General features: G+C 57.7%; 16 protein-coding genes. 12 read left to right on the top strand and 4 right to left on the bottom strand.

What is annotated here, in order from left to right:
• Positions 1-2: 2 nt before the first annotated feature.
• On the bottom strand, positions 3-662 hold the full coding sequence (locus WMQ00_RS06870; RefSeq protein ID WP_239208877.1) for an amino acid-binding ACT domain protein: 660 nt from the start codon (positions 660-662) through the stop codon (positions 3-5).
• Between the two features lie 204 nt (positions 663-866).
• On the opposite strand from WMQ00_RS06870, the gene gatC reads away from it, so the two are divergent.
• The 3 genes from gatC (at position 867) to WMQ00_RS06885 (ending at position 3,233) form a co-directional block, all read left to right on the top strand.
• Complete coding sequence (gatC, locus tag WMQ00_RS06875) at positions 867-1,163, top strand: Asp-tRNA(Asn)/Glu-tRNA(Gln) amidotransferase subunit GatC (RefSeq protein ID WP_034656449.1); 297 nt, start codon at positions 867-869, stop codon at positions 1,161-1,163.
• Positions 1,164-2,651, top strand: coding sequence for an Asp-tRNA(Asn)/Glu-tRNA(Gln) amidotransferase subunit GatA (gene gatA / locus WMQ00_RS06880; protein WP_239208879.1), 1,488 nt, complete (start codon positions 1,164-1,166; stop codon positions 2,649-2,651).
• Between the two features lie 87 nt (positions 2,652-2,738).
• Positions 2,739-3,233 (top strand): META domain-containing protein, encoded by a 495-nt coding sequence (locus WMQ00_RS06885; protein ID WP_239208881.1) that lies wholly within the window; start codon positions 2,739-2,741, stop codon positions 3,231-3,233.
• Positions 3,234-3,308: 75 nt separating this feature from the next.
• Here WMQ00_RS06885 and WMQ00_RS06890 read toward each other — a convergent pair whose 3' ends face one another.
• Positions 3,309-3,632: a hypothetical protein gene (locus WMQ00_RS06890; RefSeq protein ID WP_340440809.1), complete on the bottom strand. Its 324-nt coding sequence runs from the start codon at positions 3,630-3,632 to the stop codon at positions 3,309-3,311.
• Between the two features lie 47 nt (positions 3,633-3,679).
• On the opposite strand from WMQ00_RS06890, the gene WMQ00_RS06895 reads away from it, so the two are divergent.
• The 3 genes from WMQ00_RS06895 (at position 3,680) to WMQ00_RS06905 (ending at position 7,175) form a co-directional block, all read left to right on the top strand.
• Entirely contained in the window at positions 3,680-5,056 is a 1,377-nt protein-coding gene (locus WMQ00_RS06895) for a DHA2 family efflux MFS transporter permease subunit (protein WP_340440810.1), read from the top strand.
• Positions 5,057-5,080: 24 nt separating this feature from the next.
• Positions 5,081-6,112: an ATP-dependent 6-phosphofructokinase gene (locus WMQ00_RS06900; protein ID WP_023021719.1), complete on the top strand. Its 1,032-nt coding sequence runs from the start codon at positions 5,081-5,083 to the stop codon at positions 6,110-6,112.
• 79 nt (positions 6,113-6,191) lie between these two features.
• Positions 6,192-7,175 carry a bile acid:sodium symporter family protein gene (locus tag WMQ00_RS06905; RefSeq protein ID WP_445293061.1) on the top strand — a complete coding sequence of 328 codons (984 nt, stop codon included), beginning with the start codon at positions 6,192-6,194 and terminating at the stop codon, positions 7,173-7,175.
• On the opposite strand, the gene WMQ00_RS06910 is transcribed toward WMQ00_RS06905, so the two are convergent.
• Positions 7,172-7,957, bottom strand: a complete 786-nt coding sequence (locus WMQ00_RS06910; RefSeq protein ID WP_239205668.1) for a DUF4261 domain-containing protein — start codon at positions 7,955-7,957, stop codon at positions 7,172-7,174. The two genes, WMQ00_RS06905 and WMQ00_RS06910, sit on opposite strands and share 4 nt — an antisense overlap.
• A 57-nt stretch (positions 7,958-8,014) precedes the next feature.
• Between WMQ00_RS06910 and gatB the strand changes: the two genes are divergently transcribed.
• The 4 genes from gatB (at position 8,015) to WMQ00_RS06930 (ending at position 13,429) form a co-directional block, all read left to right on the top strand.
• Entirely contained in the window at positions 8,015-9,520 is a 1,506-nt protein-coding gene (gene gatB, locus WMQ00_RS06915) for an Asp-tRNA(Asn)/Glu-tRNA(Gln) amidotransferase subunit GatB (protein WP_316331155.1), read from the top strand.
• A gap of 138 nt (positions 9,521-9,658) precedes the next feature.
• Complete coding sequence (locus WMQ00_RS06920; RefSeq protein ID WP_340440812.1) at positions 9,659-10,711, top strand: NAD(P)-dependent alcohol dehydrogenase; 1,053 nt, start codon at positions 9,659-9,661, stop codon at positions 10,709-10,711.
• A 203-nt stretch (positions 10,712-10,914) separates the two neighbouring features.
• Positions 10,915-12,342 carry a YkvI family membrane protein gene (locus WMQ00_RS06925; RefSeq protein ID WP_239208417.1) on the top strand — a complete coding sequence of 476 codons (1,428 nt, stop codon included), beginning with the start codon at positions 10,915-10,917 and terminating at the stop codon, positions 12,340-12,342.
• A 16-nt stretch (positions 12,343-12,358) separates the two neighbouring features.
• Entirely contained in the window at positions 12,359-13,429 is a 1,071-nt protein-coding gene (locus WMQ00_RS06930; protein ID WP_284835757.1) for an aldo/keto reductase, read from the top strand.
• Positions 13,430-13,450: 21 nt separating this feature from the next.
• On the opposite strand, the gene WMQ00_RS06935 is transcribed toward WMQ00_RS06930, so the two are convergent.
• Positions 13,451-14,143, bottom strand: coding sequence for a LysE/ArgO family amino acid transporter (locus WMQ00_RS06935; RefSeq protein ID WP_239208419.1), 693 nt, complete (start codon positions 14,141-14,143; stop codon positions 13,451-13,453).
• A 70-nt stretch (positions 14,144-14,213) separates the two neighbouring features.
• Between WMQ00_RS06935 and WMQ00_RS06940 the strand changes: the two genes are divergently transcribed.
• Together WMQ00_RS06940 and WMQ00_RS06945 are read left to right on the top strand one after the other, a co-directional pair.
• Positions 14,214-15,086 (top strand): LysR family transcriptional regulator ArgP, encoded by an 873-nt coding sequence (locus WMQ00_RS06940; RefSeq protein ID WP_340440813.1) that lies wholly within the window; start codon positions 14,214-14,216, stop codon positions 15,084-15,086.
• 69 nt (positions 15,087-15,155) lie between these two features.
• The gene (locus tag WMQ00_RS06945; RefSeq protein ID WP_340440814.1) at positions 15,156-16,103 is read left to right on the top strand and encodes a DoxX family membrane protein; all 948 of its coding nucleotides are present in this window, start codon (positions 15,156-15,158) and stop codon (positions 16,101-16,103) included.
• Positions 16,104-16,224 lie beyond the last annotated feature (121 nt).

The following is a 16,224-nucleotide window of genomic DNA, read 5'->3' on the forward strand; positions in this document are numbered from 1 at the left end:
GGCTACTTGAGGAAGCTGCCCAAGATAGTGCCGATGTGACCTAGGTGCTCCACCTCGGAAGCTAGGTAGTCAGGGCCGCCGGTGCGGCCCATGGCTATAACTAGGCCGGTATCGCCGAGCGGGGCGGCGGCTAGGGCGGAATCGAGAAGGGACCAACTTTCCGGGATCCATTCATCACGCTCGGGGCTGAGCACGCGGGCGCTTTCCACCTCGATATCGTGAGGAACGGTGCCGTCATCTTCGGGGGCGGCATTGGAAGAAGCTACGCGGTGGATGGGCTCGTTATTGTCGATGACGATGCACCACGTGGAGGTTAGAGCCCTTGGGATCGCGGCTACTACCTCTTCCATAGCGGCAGTGACATTCGTGGCATGGGCAACTCGTGCAAGGAGCTCGATTTGCCCGCGGCGGTCTACGCGGCCGCTGAATGGGCGGATGGAGTCGACCTCCACGCCCTCGACAGAGGAGGCGGCGGTAATGAGGACATCGGCCATGGTGCCTTGCGGCAACTCAATGACAATGTCATCCATGACTGTTCCATCGGGAAAGTTTTCTACGATATCGACCGATTGGATATTGCCATCGACGAGTCCAAAGGCGTCGGCAAGCTGGCCCAAGCTGCCAGGAGCATCGGGGAGCAGTACGCGGATCAAAAAGGACATGGTCTTGCACGCTTTCGGTAGTTTGTAGTCCCAGACATGATACGTGCGTCACAATGCGGGCTTCAAGCAACGCAAATTTGGGGTGACGCGGCAACCGTCGTGGTCGGTGCAGTACCATGGGTCGTTAGCAATTCACATAGTACATGCTGACGGTGAATATTTTTCACCCGCGTGTCAATTATGCAGAAAAAGGATGGAGTTCGCGTGTCTGAGATTTCGCGTGATGAGGTAGCCCACCTCGCCAAGCTTTCCCGCCTGGCCCTCAGTGAGGAAGAGCTAGCCCAGTTCGCAACGCAGATTGATGAAATTGTTGATTCGGTTTCCGCGGTGGGAAACGTTGATACCGAGGGCGTGGAGCCGATGAGCCACCCGCACTCCGTGGACGCCCCGATGCGCGAGGACGTTATTGTGCGCACCCTTACTGCAGAACAGGCCTTGGACCAAGCACCGGCCGTAGAAGAAGAGCGCTTCGTTGTGCCACAGATCCTGGGAGGAGAATAAATGTCTAACCTGACCGTTCCCGCGGAGGGCCTGACCTCCCTGACTGCTGCCGAGCTGGCGGAGAAGATTCACGCCCGTGAAATTACTTCCCGCGAGGTAACCCAGGCATTCCTAGACCGCATTGCAGAGACCAACGAGGAGCTCAACTCCTTCCTGCATGTGGGTGCGGAAGAAGCCCTCGCGGCTGCCGACGCCGTGGATAAGGCACTCGATGCCGGCGAAGAGCCTGCTTCTGGTCTGGCCGGCGTGCCGCTGGCGCTTAAGGACCTGCTGGTTACCACCGATGCGCCGACAACCGCCGCTTCCAAGATGCTGGAGGGCTACGTTTCTCCCTATGACGCCACCGTGACCAAGCGCCTGCGCGAGGCTGGAATCCCCATCCTGGGCAAGACCAACCTGGATGAGTTTGCTATGGGTTCTTCCAATGAGAACTCTGCTTTTGGCCCAGCGCATAACCCTTATGACACGGAGCGCACCCCAGGCGGCTCCGGCGGTGGTACCGCTGCTGCGCTTGCATCCGGTCAGGCGCCGCTTGGCATCGGTACCGATACCGGTGGTTCCATCCGCCAGCCAGCTGCACTGACCAACACCGTTGGCGTAAAGCCGACCTACGGCACCGTGTCCCGCTACGGTCTTATCGCTGCTGCCTCGTCCCTCGACCAAGCGGGCCCGTGCGGCCGCACTGTCCTCGATACCGCGCTCCTGCACGAGGTCATCGCTGGCCACGATGCTTTCGATGCTACTTCCGTTGATAAGCCGGTAGCGCCGGTTGTCGCCGCTGCACGCGAGGGTGCTACGGGGGACCTCTCTGGAGTCAAGGTCGGCCTGATTAAGCAATTTGAGCGCGATGGCTGGCAGGAAGGCGTGATGGAGAACTACCATGCCGCCGTTGAGCAGTTGCGCGAGCAGGGTGCGGAGATTGTCGAGGTAGATTGCCCGCACTTTGACGACGCCCTGGCAGCGTACTACCTGATCATGCCGTGCGAGGTGTCCTCTAACCTGGCGCGTTTCGATGGCATGCGCTACGGCCTGCGTGCGGGAGATGACGGCTCCCACTCTGCCGAGCAGGTCATGTCCCAGTCTCGTGCAGAAGGCTTTGGCCCAGAGGTCAAGCGCCGCATCATGCTGGGTACTTATGCACTGTCCGTGGGCTACTACGATGCCTACTATCTGCAGGCGCAGCGCGTGCGTACGCTCATTGCCCAGGACTTTGCTCGCGCCTTCGAGCAGGTTGACGTAATTGTTTCCCCGACCACCCCGACTACCGCGTTTAAGCTGGGGGAGAAGGCCGAGGATCCGATGGCAATGTACAACTTTGACCTGTGCACTCTGCCGCTGAACCTGGCTGGCCTGTGCGGCATGTCTGTGCCATCCGGTATGGCAAGCGATACCAATTTGCCCACCGGTCTGCAGATCATGGCGCCAGCCTTCCAAGATGACCGCCTGTACAAGGTCGGCGCTGCCTATGAAGCTGGCCGCAATAAATAAGCGACTTCCTGTGGGGTCCCTGGCAATTCCATAAAGGTTTATCTGCCCCCGTTGAATTTATATTCGGCGGGGGTAAAATTATCGGGTATGCATTTCAAGAAGACCGCAATTTTTTCGCTGTCCGCCGCTGCACTCATGGGCGTGGGCGTTGCCAATGCCGCGCAGGTGCCCTCCATCGATCCGGGGTTCAGCATGACCGCGCCGACCAACTCTGGGCTTATTGCCCCGCTGCCGAAGGGCGCGGAGAAGCTGGAGCCTCACATCGAGGGGCAGACCATCACTGGAACTCTCCACTCCATTAAGGAAGAAGGAAAGTTTAGCGTCGAATTTGCCAAGGACCACTCCTTGGTGATGAATGATGGCTGCAATACTTACACCACCACCTACAAGGTGGCTGCGGATGGCACCATCAGCGTCGGCGAGTTTAACTCCACCCGCGCGGCGTGCGATGAGCATACGCAGCAGCTTTCCGACGCCCTGCTCGGCCTCCTTGAGTCCAAGCCTTCCTTCTTTAACCTCCCTGGCGGCACCGTCGCCTTGGGCAGCGAGGAAGCTGCGGCCGAGTTTAGTGTTGCCAAGTAAAACTCGCAGCACACTAAAACTAAAAATGCGCACCATGTCTTCGGGCATGGTGCGCATTTTGTGTGTGTGGGGGGATTACTTGGCGTCGGAAAGCGCATAGGCTGCGCCCGCCGAGGCCGCGGTCACGCTAAGGACGGCTGGCCAGGCGCCAATCTTCTTCGCCAACGGGTGGGAGGCGCTGAATGCGCCCACGTAGAGTGCACACAGGCCAGCAGTGGTAGCCGGAGTGGTTTTCTTTGCCCAAGAGCGGCCTGCCCACACGCCAGCGGCGGCGAGGATAACGCCGCCGAGCGGGCGGATTCCGGTCTCGCGGGCGGTCACCCACCCGCCGATAAGGCCGAGGGTGACAGTAGTGGCGGTAGATACGTCTTGGGGCTTTTTGATATCAATCATGGACATGCGGCCAGTCTAGGCCGATAATTCTGGCCCCGCTAGACTTTATGGCTATGACTGTGGAGACGCACTTGCCGCCTGAGCGCCAAGCATGGCGCGCCATGTTTGCACTGTCCCTGGGATTCTTTGTGTCTCTTCTGGACCAATCCATGGTGGCGGTCGCGCTGCCGAACCTGCAACGTGATCTAGACGCGGGTGTAAACCAGGCCATGTGGGTATCCGCGTCCTATTTATTGGCTGCAGTGGTGCCGTTGCTCTTCGCCGGCCGTCTGGGCGACGTTTTGGGCCAACGCCGGATGTTTTGTCTGGGCGTGGCTATCTTCGGGGTCGGTGCGATGGTTTGTGCCATAGCTCCCCAAGTAGAAGTACTCATTGCCGCGCGTGCCGTGCAAGGCGTAGGGGCATCTCTCCAGATGCCGCAAAGTATGTCCGTCATCAACCGAATCTTCGCACGCGAGCGCCGTGGACGTGCGTTGGGCGTGTGGGGTGTAATCGGCTCGATTGCAGCACTTGTCGGTCCACTCGCCGGAGGCTTCTTAGTGGGAAACTTCGGTTGGCAGGCCGCCTTTTGGGTACACATTCCTTTCGTGGTGCTGGCCATCGTGCTGGCGCTGTTGTGGGTGCCCGAGTTGCCTACTACCGCGCAGTCCATCGATGCGCCATCGGCCGTTGTTTCTCTGATCGCGTTGGCGGCGATTGTCTTTGGCATCCAACAGGGACCAGTACTGGGGTGGGGCTGGACCATTTGGCTTATTCTGCTCGCCGGAGCAATCGCTAGCGCAGGTTTTATTCGGTTGCAGGCTACCGCCGATGCCCGCGGGGCGAGCCCGCTGGTGCCGCTGACGCTCTTTCGCGACCGCAATTACCTTGCCGGCTCGGTGGGCATTATTGCCATGGGGTTTATGGCGGCTGCAGTGATGCTACCCATCATGTTGTGGCTGCAGACCATGCAGGGCATTCCAGCAGGCGAGGCTGGCATTATCGTGGCGCCAATGGCTCTGATTTCTCTACTGATATCTCCGCTCGCGGGAATTATGGCGGATTATGTGAATCCTCGAATTCTTGGAGTGGTGGGATTTTCCCTCCTTATTCTTTCTCTGCTTGCGGCATGGTGGGTGATGCATGTAGACGCCTTGCCGTGGGTGCTCGGGCTGCCCATTGCAGGCCTTGGCGTGGGGCAGTCTTTCATCTGGGGTTCCAACGCAGCTACCACCTTGCGCGATATTTCGCCGGAGCTCATGGGTGCTGCATCCGGTGTGTATAACACCTCCCGCCAAGTGGGATCCGTAGTGGGCGTCGCCTTAGTGTCTGCCGTTATGCAAACAGGTGACCCAGCAGTGGCACTTATTAATTCGCTCCTTGTCATCGTAGTTGCGCTGGTGGTGGGCTTGGTTTCTGCTCTCTGCTTTCGGGACACTCTGCAGGGCTAAAAATAGCGCGCTAGATTGGTAGGTATGCGTCTAGGTGTTTTAACGTCCGGTGGCGATTGCCCCGGCCTCAATGCTGTAATTCGTGCGGTTGTGCGTACCGCATCCAATGAATTTGGAGATACCGTCGTAGGTTATGAAGACGGTTGGGTGGGCTTGATGGAGGACCGCCGTCGCGATCTCTATGATGATGCAGAAATCGACCGCATTTTGTTGCGCGGTGGCACCATCCTAGGCACTGGCCGCCTGCATCCGGATAAGTTCAAGGCGGGTCTTGATCAGATTAAATCCAATATGGCCGATGCCGAAGTGGATGCCCTCATTGCCATCGGAGGCGAAGGCACCCTCAAGGGAGCAAAGTGGCTATCCGATAACGGGGTGCCGGTAGTAGGCGTTCCAAAGACCATTGACAACGACGTCAACGCCACCGACTACACCTTTGGTTTTGATACCGCCGTATCCGTAGCTACCGATGCTATTGACCGCTTACATACCACCGCGGAATCGCATAACCGTATTCTGATTGTGGAGGTTATGGGCCGCCATGTGGGGTGGATTGCCTTGCATGCGGGCATGGCTGGTGGCGCGCACTACACGGTGGTGCCCGAGGAGCCCTTCGATATCGCAGAAATCACCAAGGCGATGGAGCGCCGCTTCCAAATGGGTGAAAAATACGGCATCATCTGCGTTGCAGAAGGCGCCCTCCCCAAGGAGGGGACGATGGACTTTGAAGCCGGCGGCGTGGATCAGTTCGGGCACCAGACTTTCAACGGTATTGGCCAGGTCATTGGCGATGAGATCAAGGCTCGCACTGGATATGACGTGCGAACGACGGTTCTGGGACACATCCAGCGCGGCGGTACACCGACTGCCTATGACCGCGTTCTGGCAACTCGATACGGCGTGCACGCAGCCCGTGCTACCCATGAAGGCAAGTCAGGTATGTGTGTAGCTCTCCATGGCGAGGATATTGATCTAGTTCCGTTGGAGGAGGCCGTGGGAACCCTTAAGACAGTGCCGGAATCGCGTTACCGCAATGCACAAGCGCTCTTTGGGTAGAGACCACGCACATTTCGAATATTAGGATAGCGCTCCCACTGGGTGGGAGCGTATTCTTTTGTCTATGAGTATCGATAGCATGACAGATAATCGGATGGCGGCGGCTACTGTGCCCTCCGCAGCTCAAGACCGCCAAGCATTTATCGCAGCGCTAGGCTTTCCGGTGCTCGTGATTATCGGCGGCGTGATTGGATACTTTGCACCGAATACCGCGGCATCCTTTGCCCCGCAGGTCACCCCGCTGCTGGGCATTGTCATGTTTGGTATGGGCCTTACCCTCAAGCCGGTGGACTTTGCCTTGGTGGCCCGCCGGCCGCTTCCCGTGCTCATCGGAGTAGTTGCGCAGTTTGTCATCATGCCGCTGGTGGCATTGGCGGTGGTAGCAATCATGGACCTCCCAGAAGCGGTAGCGGCCGGGGTCATTCTTGTAGGCTGCGCTCCCGGTGGAACGAGCTCTAATGTGGTGTCCTATTTAGCGCGTGGCGATGTAGCCCTGTCGGTGACCATGACCTCGATTTCCACCCTATTGGCACCGGTGTTTACCCCGTTGCTGACCTTGTGGCTGGCAGGGGAGTATATGCCGGTTTCCGCTTCGTCTATGGCATGGTCCATTGTGAAGGTGGTGCTCATTCCTGTCGTCGCCGGCATCCTCATAGGCATGCTGGCGCCGCGGGTGGTGGCAAGGATTAACTCGGCATTGCCTTGGATTTCGGTTGCGGCGATTTCCGCCATCGTGTGCATCGTGGTGGGCGGAGCGCACGACACCATCGCCAGCGCCGGTGCGCTGGTCTTTGCCGCCGTGATTATCCACAACGGGTGTGGCTACGGTCTGGGCTACCTAGCCGGATTGATAACCAAGCAGCCAGTCGCTGCTCGGCGCACGATGGCCGTCGAGGTGGGCATGCAAAACTCCGGCTTGGCCACCTCCTTGGCATCGACGTATATGAACCCATTGGCTGCTCTGCCAGGAGCCGTCTTTTCCGTGTGGCACAACCTTTCCGGTGCGGTGCTGGCTGCCATCTGCCGCTATGTGGATTCCCGTAGGAAGGAGAGTACTAGCTAGAAACCAATCGTGACCGCTGGAAGAGACTCGTCTACAAACCAGGGTTCTTCCTGTGCGGTCAGGGGCGGCTGACCTTCTTCGAAGCTTAAGGTGTCGCCGTCCTTGACGGTGGCGCCTTGGAGAACGTGGTCTGCGATATTAGCCAGCTTGTAATAGAGATCGGTGGGATCCATCGATTCGGTGGCCGCCTGGACTTCGGGGTGACCTGCTTGGACTAGCCCCACGGTATAACCCAGAATCTTGTTTCCCTTTTGGGTGAGCCATACTGGCGCAATGTGCATCGGGGCAAGGTTGTCCCGAACGGCCTCGAGGAACGTATTCGGAGCGATAGATACGTTGCCTCTGGGGTTGTGGACGATGAGGCATTCTGGGTGTTCGGCTACCACAGCGGTGGCTTTAGAGAGCAGCTCTAGGTGCTCGCGGCGAGCCTCACGAAACTGCTTGGCACCGTTGTCTTCTGCATCCCGGGGAAGTACGGAGACGAGGATTTGTGCGGTGGCAGAATCGAGACCGCGTGCGTCCGCGCTCAAAATGGGGTGGAGACCATAACTATCGCGGGTGGGAGGGGTATCGATGGCTTGGTAGTGCAATAAGAATGAATCATCGAGCTCGGCCATGAGGCTACCGGGATTCTTGCCCGGAGTGATGTCTCCCAAGCGATCGGCAAAAGTGGTGGTCAAACGCTCGCTTACCTCCTCGGGCGTGGGGGCAGTGCGAAAGACTGCGATGTTGATCAAAGGGGCATCGATAAGCTGAGCATCAACGCTATGTGGTGTAGTCATAATATTCAGCGTAGGGGCGTGAGCGCGCGGGTGCATGGACGTATTAAGATGGCACGCATGACTGCTGCGATGTATGACCTGATGGACTTTGATGAGGTCCTAGAAAAGTTCGAGCCGGTAATGGGCATGGAAGTCCACGTAGAGCTGGATACGGAAACCAAGATGTTTTCTACCTCTCCTACGAACTTCAACGCAGCGCCTAACTCCAACGTTGACCCAGTCTCACTGGGTCTGCCCGGTGCGCTGCCGGTAGTAAATTCCAAGGGCGTGGAGGGCGCCATCAAGATTGGCTTGGCGCTTAATTGCTCCATTGCCGAGTCCTCTCGCTTTGCCCGCAAGAATTATTTTTACCCGGACCAGCCAAAGAACTACCAGATTTCCCAGTATGACGAGCCGATTGCCTACGACGGCTACCTGGACGTAGTTCTGGAGGACGGCACCGAGTGGCGGGTGGAAATTGAGCGCGCGCACATGGAGGAAGACACCGGCAAGCTGACCCACTTGGGCGGCGTGGACGGCCGTATTCACGGTGCTACGGCTTCCTTGGTGGATTGCAACCGTGCGGGCATTCCTCTCATTGAAATTGTCACCAAGCCGATCGTCGGCGCCGGCGAGCGTGCACCGGAGGTGGCTAAGGCCTATGTTTCCGCTCTGCGTGAGCTTGTGGCAGCCCTAGGCGTTTCCGATGCTCGTATGGATCAGGGCTCGATGCGTGTGGATTCCAACCTGTCTCTGCGCCCAGTGGGTCAGGAAGAATTCGGCACCCGTACCGAGACCAAGAACATCAACTCCCTGCGTTCTGTGGAACAGGCGGTTCGCTTCGAGATGCAGCGCCAGGCACAGGTACTTGAAGATGGCGGCACCATCGATCAGGAAACCCGCCACTACCAAGAGACCGACGGCACTACCTCCAAGGGGCGTCCGAAGGAGACCGCGGAGGATTACCGTTACTTCAATGACCCGGATCTTCCACCGGTCATCGCCCCACGCGAGTGGGTAGAAGAACTGCGCCAGACCCTTCCGGAGCTGCCATGGGTTCGCCGTGCGCGCATTCAGGAAGAGTGGGGCATCAAGGATGAAGAGATGCGCGACTTGGTCAACGCCGGCGCACTCGACCTCATCGTGGATACCGTTGAGGCCGGCGCGAAGCCGGACGAGGCGCGCTCTTGGTGGGTTTCCTATCTAGCAGGCAAGGCCAACGAGAAGGAAACCGACCTTGCAGGTTTGTCCATTACCCCGCAGCAGGTGGCGCGCGTTATCGCGCTCGTCAATGAAGGGAAGCTGACTACCAAGCTGGCGCGTAAGGCGGTAGATGGCGTGTTGGCGGGCGAAGGCGACGTCGACGAGGTCGTCGAAAAGCGCGGCTTGGAGGTCGTACGCGACGATGGCGCCATTGAAAAGGCCGTGGATGATGCGCTGGCAGCTAACCCGGACATCGTGGAGAAGTACCGTGCCGGCAATAAGAAGGTAACCGGTGCCATTGTGGGTGCGGTCATGAAGGCCACCCAGGGTAAGGCCGATCCTGGTCAGGTCAATAAGCTCATCGCAGAGATGCTGAACTAAGCACCACATTAAGCCAGCCGCGCTCGCACTTCCTCGAACATGACGCGTGGCTGGCTTTTTTGTGCCCTCATTTCCTGCCAAAATTGGTGATTATTTTCGTTAGGCGAGGTCAGTAGGGGTGGGCGTAGGGTTGTGGGCATGTCAATTAAGAGCAAAGTATTGCAAAAGGAAAGTCCTGACGCATCCTTTAAGGTCGTAGAAATCGAGCGCCGCGATCCGCGCGAGGATGACGTGGTCATTGATATCAAAGCTGCGGGCATTTGCCACTCCGATATCCACACCATTCAAAACGAGTGGGGCGAAGCCCACTTCCCACTGACGGTGGGCCATGAGATCGCCGGTGTTGTAGAAGCCGTGGGCGATAAGGTCACTAAATTCAAGGTCGGCGACCGCGTTGGCGTGGGATGCTTAGTAAGTTCCTGTGGCGAGTGCGAGCAATGCCGCAATGGACAGGAGCAGAACTGCCTTAACGGCAATGTAGGAACCTATAACTCCGAGGACGTGGACGGCACCATTACCCAAGGTGGCTACGCTCAGAAGGTAGTCGTCAACGAAGGATTCGTATGCACCATCCCAGAGGACATCGATTTTGACGAAGCGGCCCCGCTGCTGTGCGCGGGAATTACCACCTATTCGCCGCTGGCACGCTGGCAGGTCAAGGAAGGTGACAAGGTCGCTGTAGTGGGCCTAGGCGGATTGGGCCACATGGGTGTCCAAATCGCGGCGGCCAAGGGAGCAGAAGTGACCGTGATTTCCCGCTCCTTGCGCAAGGAGAAGGAGGCCTACGAGCTTGGTGCGAAGCACATTCTGGCCACCGGTGAGGACGAGGACTTCTTTGCCAACCACCGCGGCGAATTCGATGTCATCCTGTCCACCATTTCTGCACAGTACTCCCTCGATGACTACCTGCAGCTGCTCAAGCCGCGCGGCATCATGTCCGTGGTAGGGCTGCCACCAGAGGAGCTGGGAATCCATATGGGCAGCCTCGTCAGCGGCGGTAAGGTGCTTACGGGCAATAATATCGGCGGTATCGCCGAGACCCAGGAGATGCTGGACTTTTGTGCCGAGCACGGCATTGGTGCCGTCATTGAGAAGATCGGCGTCAACGATGTCGATGCTGCCTATGAGCGCGTGGTAGCCGGGGACGTGAAATTCCGCTTTGTGATTGATACCGCGACCTTCGAAGACTAAGGCGTTTGGTTGATTTCGCTGAATCCCCATATGTGATTTAGCACAACATCGGTATGCATCAGTAGGTGTTTGGCGGGTCACTTACGTACCATTCCTTAAGGAACGCATATCGGTGTTGCGTAGCCCACGTGCTGGGGAGCGGGGGACAAAGGGGCCGCGCGCACCAGTATGCGAGAGATATTCGCTACAAAAGTTAGGCAACTGTGTCTTCTAAAAACATTATCGCCATTGCAATGTCCTTCGTGGGCTTGTTGGTCGGCGCAGGCTTTGCCACGGGACAAGAGGTGGTGCAGTACTTCACTGCCTTTGGCACCTGGGGCATTCCTGGCATCATTATCGCCGCACTCGTCATGACCCTCGCGGGTACAGTGTTCTTGCAGCTGGGAAGCTATTTCCACGCCTCGGAACACAATACTGTTTTCCGCAATGTCACCCACCCGATCGTCTCCAAATTGCTGGATGTGGCGGTCATCATCACCCTCTTTGCCATTGGTTTTGTGATGCTGGCCGGTGCCGGCTCTAACATGGAACAGCAATTTGGCTGGAAGACGTGGATTGGTTCCACGCTCATGCTGGTCTTGGTCTTGCTCGTCGGCATGCTCGACGTGGATAAGGTTTCCAAGGTTATCGGTACGGTCACACCGTCCATCATCATTGCGGTCATTGGCGTAGCCATCTACACCGGACTCAATATGCCGGATGACATTGGGGCGGCCCTAGACGCTTCGAGTCAGATCGATACTCCGATTGGCAACTGGCTGATTTCCGCACTGAACTACAACGGCCTTGCTCTGATGCTAGCCGTATCTATGTCCCTGGTTATCGGCGGCGATAATATTAGCCCGCGCGAGGCCGGCTGGGGCGGCGTCGTGGGCGGCATTATCTACTCCGTCATGATGGGTCTTGCCGGTTTCTCTTTGCTGATGAACTCGGATAAGGCACAAGGCTCCGATATTCCGATGTTGTCTCTGGTCGATGACGTCAATCCCACATTGGGCGCTGTCATGGCGGTCATCATTTACTTGATGATCTTCAATACCGCCATCGGCATGTTCTACGCGCTGGGTAAGCGCCTGTCTGCCGGCCATGAGAAGCGCTACCCGGTCATCTTCGTCATCGGCTGCTTGGCTGGTTTCGCTGTTTCCTTTGCCGGCTTTAAGACCTTGATGAACTACATCTATCCAATCATTGGCTACATGGGAATCCTCATGGTCGCCATCTTGGTTTTTGCGTGGTTCCGTAGCCAGTCCCAGATTCAGGACGAGGCAGTGCGTCGCGAGCGCGTACGAGCCCTCATGCACCTGAAGCTGCACCCAGACAAGGATTACGACGCCGAGCGTTACGACGATGAAATTGGCCAGCACATCGAGGACTCCAATATGGACAACGAGGCCCTCTACGATGAGCTGGTGGAGGAAGTCACCGAAGAGCTCGACGGCGACGATGACGTGGACTTTGACAAGGAAAAGTACGAAGAAAAGCGCCACGATTACTCCTACTACACCGAGCGCGATGCGGTAGAAACCGACCGCACCCCGGAGGAAATTGAAAAGTGGGTCGAAGAAACCGGGGCATCCGGCGACCCCGAGGAAGATGAGGAGCTTCCGCAGACTGACAAACCGAAGAATTAAGCGGACAATGGGTGCCATGAGTATCTATGCACCCGCATCTGACCGTTATGATTCGATGGAGTACCGCCGAGTAGGCAACTCTGGGCTGAAGCTGCCGGCCATTTCCCTTGGCCTATGGCAGAACTTCGGTGACGATCGTCCCCTGGCCACGCAGCGCGAGATTCTACGTGCAGCGTATGACCGGGGGATTACTCATTTCGATTTGGCCAATAACTATGGCCCAGAACCTGGCGCCGCCGAAGACAACTTCGGCCGCATCTTCGCCCGCGATTTCCGTCCCTTCCGTGATGAAATGATCATCTCTTCCAAGGCCGGCTGGGTGATGAATGATTCCCCTTATGGCTTTGGTGGCTCCCGCAAGTATCTGGTGAGTTCCTTGGACGCGTCTCTCGAGCGCATGGGCTTGGACTACGTGGACATTTTTTATCACCACCGCCCGGATCCAGATACCCCGCTGGAAGAAACCCTTTATGCACTGCGCGATATCGTAGCTTCCGGCAAGGCCCTCTACGTGGGCATTTCTTCCTACGGTCCGGAGCTTACCGCGGAGGCCGTGGAATTCATGGAAGACGAAGGCTGCCCATTGCTGATTCATCAGCCAAGCTATTCCATTCTCAACCGCTGGATTGAGCGTCCGGGCGAAGATGGCGAGTCGTTGCTTGACGTCACCGGGCGTAGCGGATTGGGAGTCATCGGCTTCGGGCCGCTGGCACAGGGCATGCTGACCGATCGCTATATCGATGGCATTCCCGCAGACTCTCGCGCGGCACAAGATAAGACCTTGGAAAAGGGCTGGCTCAACGAGGAGAACCTGTCCATGATTCGCGACCTCAACGATATTGCGCGTAAGCGTGGACAGTCTCTAGCTCAGATGGCTATTTCGTGGGTACTGCGCGACCAAGGCGATCGCACGCTAACCTCGGCGCTGTTGGGCGCTTCTTCGGTGGAGCAGCTCGAGCATAACCTAGGGGCACTGGACAACCTCGACTTCAGTGCAGAGGAGCTGGGCGCGATTGACGACGTCGCCCACGACGCCGGAATCAACCGGTGGGCCGGTGCGACCGCGTCGCGCGTTCGCGGCAATTAGGCGGCCCTTTGAACCCGGCCCCTAGAGCAGGAGCAACTTGAGCGTTAGGCCAATCATGATGACGCCGATACCGAAGTTGATCCAACGCCATACCGTGGGTCGGGACAACACATGGGAAAAACGTGCAGCGCCAAAGCCGATGAAGGGGAACCAAGTGAAGCTGGCGCAGATAGCACCCACGGCGAAAAGCCAGCGCCCTGATTCGCCGTATTGGTTGGCGATGCTGCCGAGCATGACCACCACGTCTACGTAGGCGCCTGGGTTCAGCCACGTTAAGGCCAGGGCGGTCAATAGTGGCTTAACCCAGGAGGGGGAGCGCTTTATCTCCACCCGAGTTTTAGTCTTCGTCGTGCTGCGTGACGTGGAACCATCGAAGGTGGCTACTTCCTGCGGGACCTTAGGCTGTGTGGATTCGACCTCAATGGCCTCGCCCTTCGTCTTTAACGCATCGCGGAAGCAGGTAAAAGTAAAATAGGCCAGGTAAGCCGCGCCAACGTATTTCAGGACTTGCAGGGCGTTGGGAAACTTTTCGACCAGGTAGCCCACGCCGGCTGTGCCGGAGGTAATCAGGATGACGTCGGAAAGCGCGCAGACGGCAATGATTAAACCGATGTGATCACGGCGGATGCCGAATTTAAGCAGCATGGCATTTTGCGGGCCGACGGCCACGATGAGCGATAATCCCAGAAAGAAACCAGCAAGCACGATGGACATGCCTTCTAGTGTGATTTCTTAGGCTGGATTAGTCCAGTTAATGCTTCTTCAGTTGGTTTAGAATAGCTTCATGAACCCGGTGCACCTAGAAACCTTGCTTGCGATCGTGGACGAAGGCAGCTTCGATATTGCCGCGGCCATGCTCGGTATATCGCCGTCTGCGGTGAGTCAGCGTATCAAGGCCTTGGAGTCGAGCACCGGACGAGTACTCCTTCGCCGTGCCACCCCGGTAACCGCCACGGAAGCGGGCGAGATCCTTGTGCAGTCCGCGCGCCGCATGGCGTTGGTGCAAGCAGAAACGGATGCCCGCCTAGGCCAGCGCTTAGCCCGAGTACCGTTATCTGTCGCTGTAAATTCAGATTCTTTGGCGACGTGGTTTAGGAGGGTTCTTAACGATACCGCGCGGCGGGGCGACGTCGCGTTGCGTATCCGGATTGAGGATGAAGCGCGCACCCTGGCAATGTTGCGCCGTGGCGATGTGCTGGGCGCAGTAACGAGAGAGGCCACACCAGTTTCGGGCTGCGAGTCGAGCTTTTTGGGCACCATGCGATACTTTCCAGTCGCGGCACCGCATATTGCAGAAAGTTTCCATAGCGGTCGGCTGACCTGGGAAACCATGCCCTTGGTGGGATACGGCCCCAACGATCAGGTATTGGATGATGCGATGCGCGAGCGCTTTATTGATTCCGCCGTAGTCCGTGCACGAGTGTCGCAGATACCTTCTTCCGAGGGCTACCTAGAGGCGGTTCGCGTTGGCTTGGGGTGGGGATTGCTGCCCCAAGCCCAGGCACTGCCGCTTTTGGAGGCGAAAGAGCTGGTGCTTCTTGATGACTCCCCGCTCGATATCGACTTATATTGGCAACGTTGGCGTTTGGAATCGGAGGTTTTGGGTGAGCTCACGCGTTCGGTGATTGAGGCCGCAAGCGGCTTGGAGGCACTCTAGCCAGTTTGCTGCAACGGCGCGCCGTGGCGGGTACCACAAAAGCGCAGGCCCGTGCCTTAAATTGGAGCTATGAGCGATAAACAGCCGGATAAAGCCACACCGTTAGATGAAGACATGGGCGTGCCTACCTATAACGCCAAGCCCGCCAGCAAAGATTCCGTTTCCAGCGAGAAGAACTCGAAGCCTGGCCTCTTCGAGCGCGCCGGCCGCGCTGAGCCGCAGGAGATCAAGCCTTCCCAGGCGCGGCAAGACCGCCCTGAAACTGAGGTAATGTCCTACTCCAGCGCGAATGAAGCCGCGCGTCAGCAAAGCGGCGCCAGCGAGGAAACTGTAGCGTTTGCGCAACCGGAGTCGGCCACGCCGGTTAGTGCCGAGGAGGAATCGGCACTTGCTACTGCCGACGCCCCTGAAGAAGGTGCCGCCAGCGCAGAAACCACAGAGGAGCGCGAGGCCCGCTTGCAGGCGGAACAGGAAGAAAAAGAAGGCTACCACCGCTATGGGCGCCGCGGCACTATCGACTTTGGTCTGCTATTCATTCGCATCGCACTGAGCGCCTACCTAATCATTGCCGGTGCAAAAACCTTCTTCGAGCTCGGCGATAGCCAGGGCTTGTCCGGTCTAGAGGGTGATTTTGCCAACTATGCTTGGGATACCGCGCTGTCGATTGCGGTTCCGACCATGCAGCTTATCGCTGGTGTATTCCTGTTGCTGGGACTCATTACGCCTCTGGCTGCCATGCTGGGCTTGGTAGTGACCGGCTTTAGCGCTGTCCACGAGCTAGCGCAGACCGATGCCGGTTTGGACGTCTTTAGCTGGCCAGATTCCGTCTGGCTTTCTTTGGTCCTCTTCGTTATCGCTGTGGGACTGCAGTTTACTGGCCCGGGCTTTATTTCCCTTGACTTCAAGCGCTCCTGGGCACGCCGCCCGCTGGGCACCTCCTGGGTCTTTGTGCTTATCGGCGTAGCGATTCTCGTAGCACTGTGGTTCTTCGGTGCGGGAGTTAATCCGCTGAAATAATCGCCAAAATATAATCCGTCGCGCACGCGGCGGATTTTCTTTTACCCCTTGCTTTCCAGGAGGGAAAGTATGATATTTTCTAAAGTGGAAAACAACGAAATTCGAGGGTGAAAGGGATAGA

The sequence above is a fragment of the Corynebacterium sp. KPL2825 genome (assembly GCF_037908445.1).
In the GTDB taxonomy this organism is placed as follows: domain Bacteria; phylum Actinomycetota; class Actinomycetes; order Mycobacteriales; family Mycobacteriaceae; genus Corynebacterium; species Corynebacterium kefirresidentii.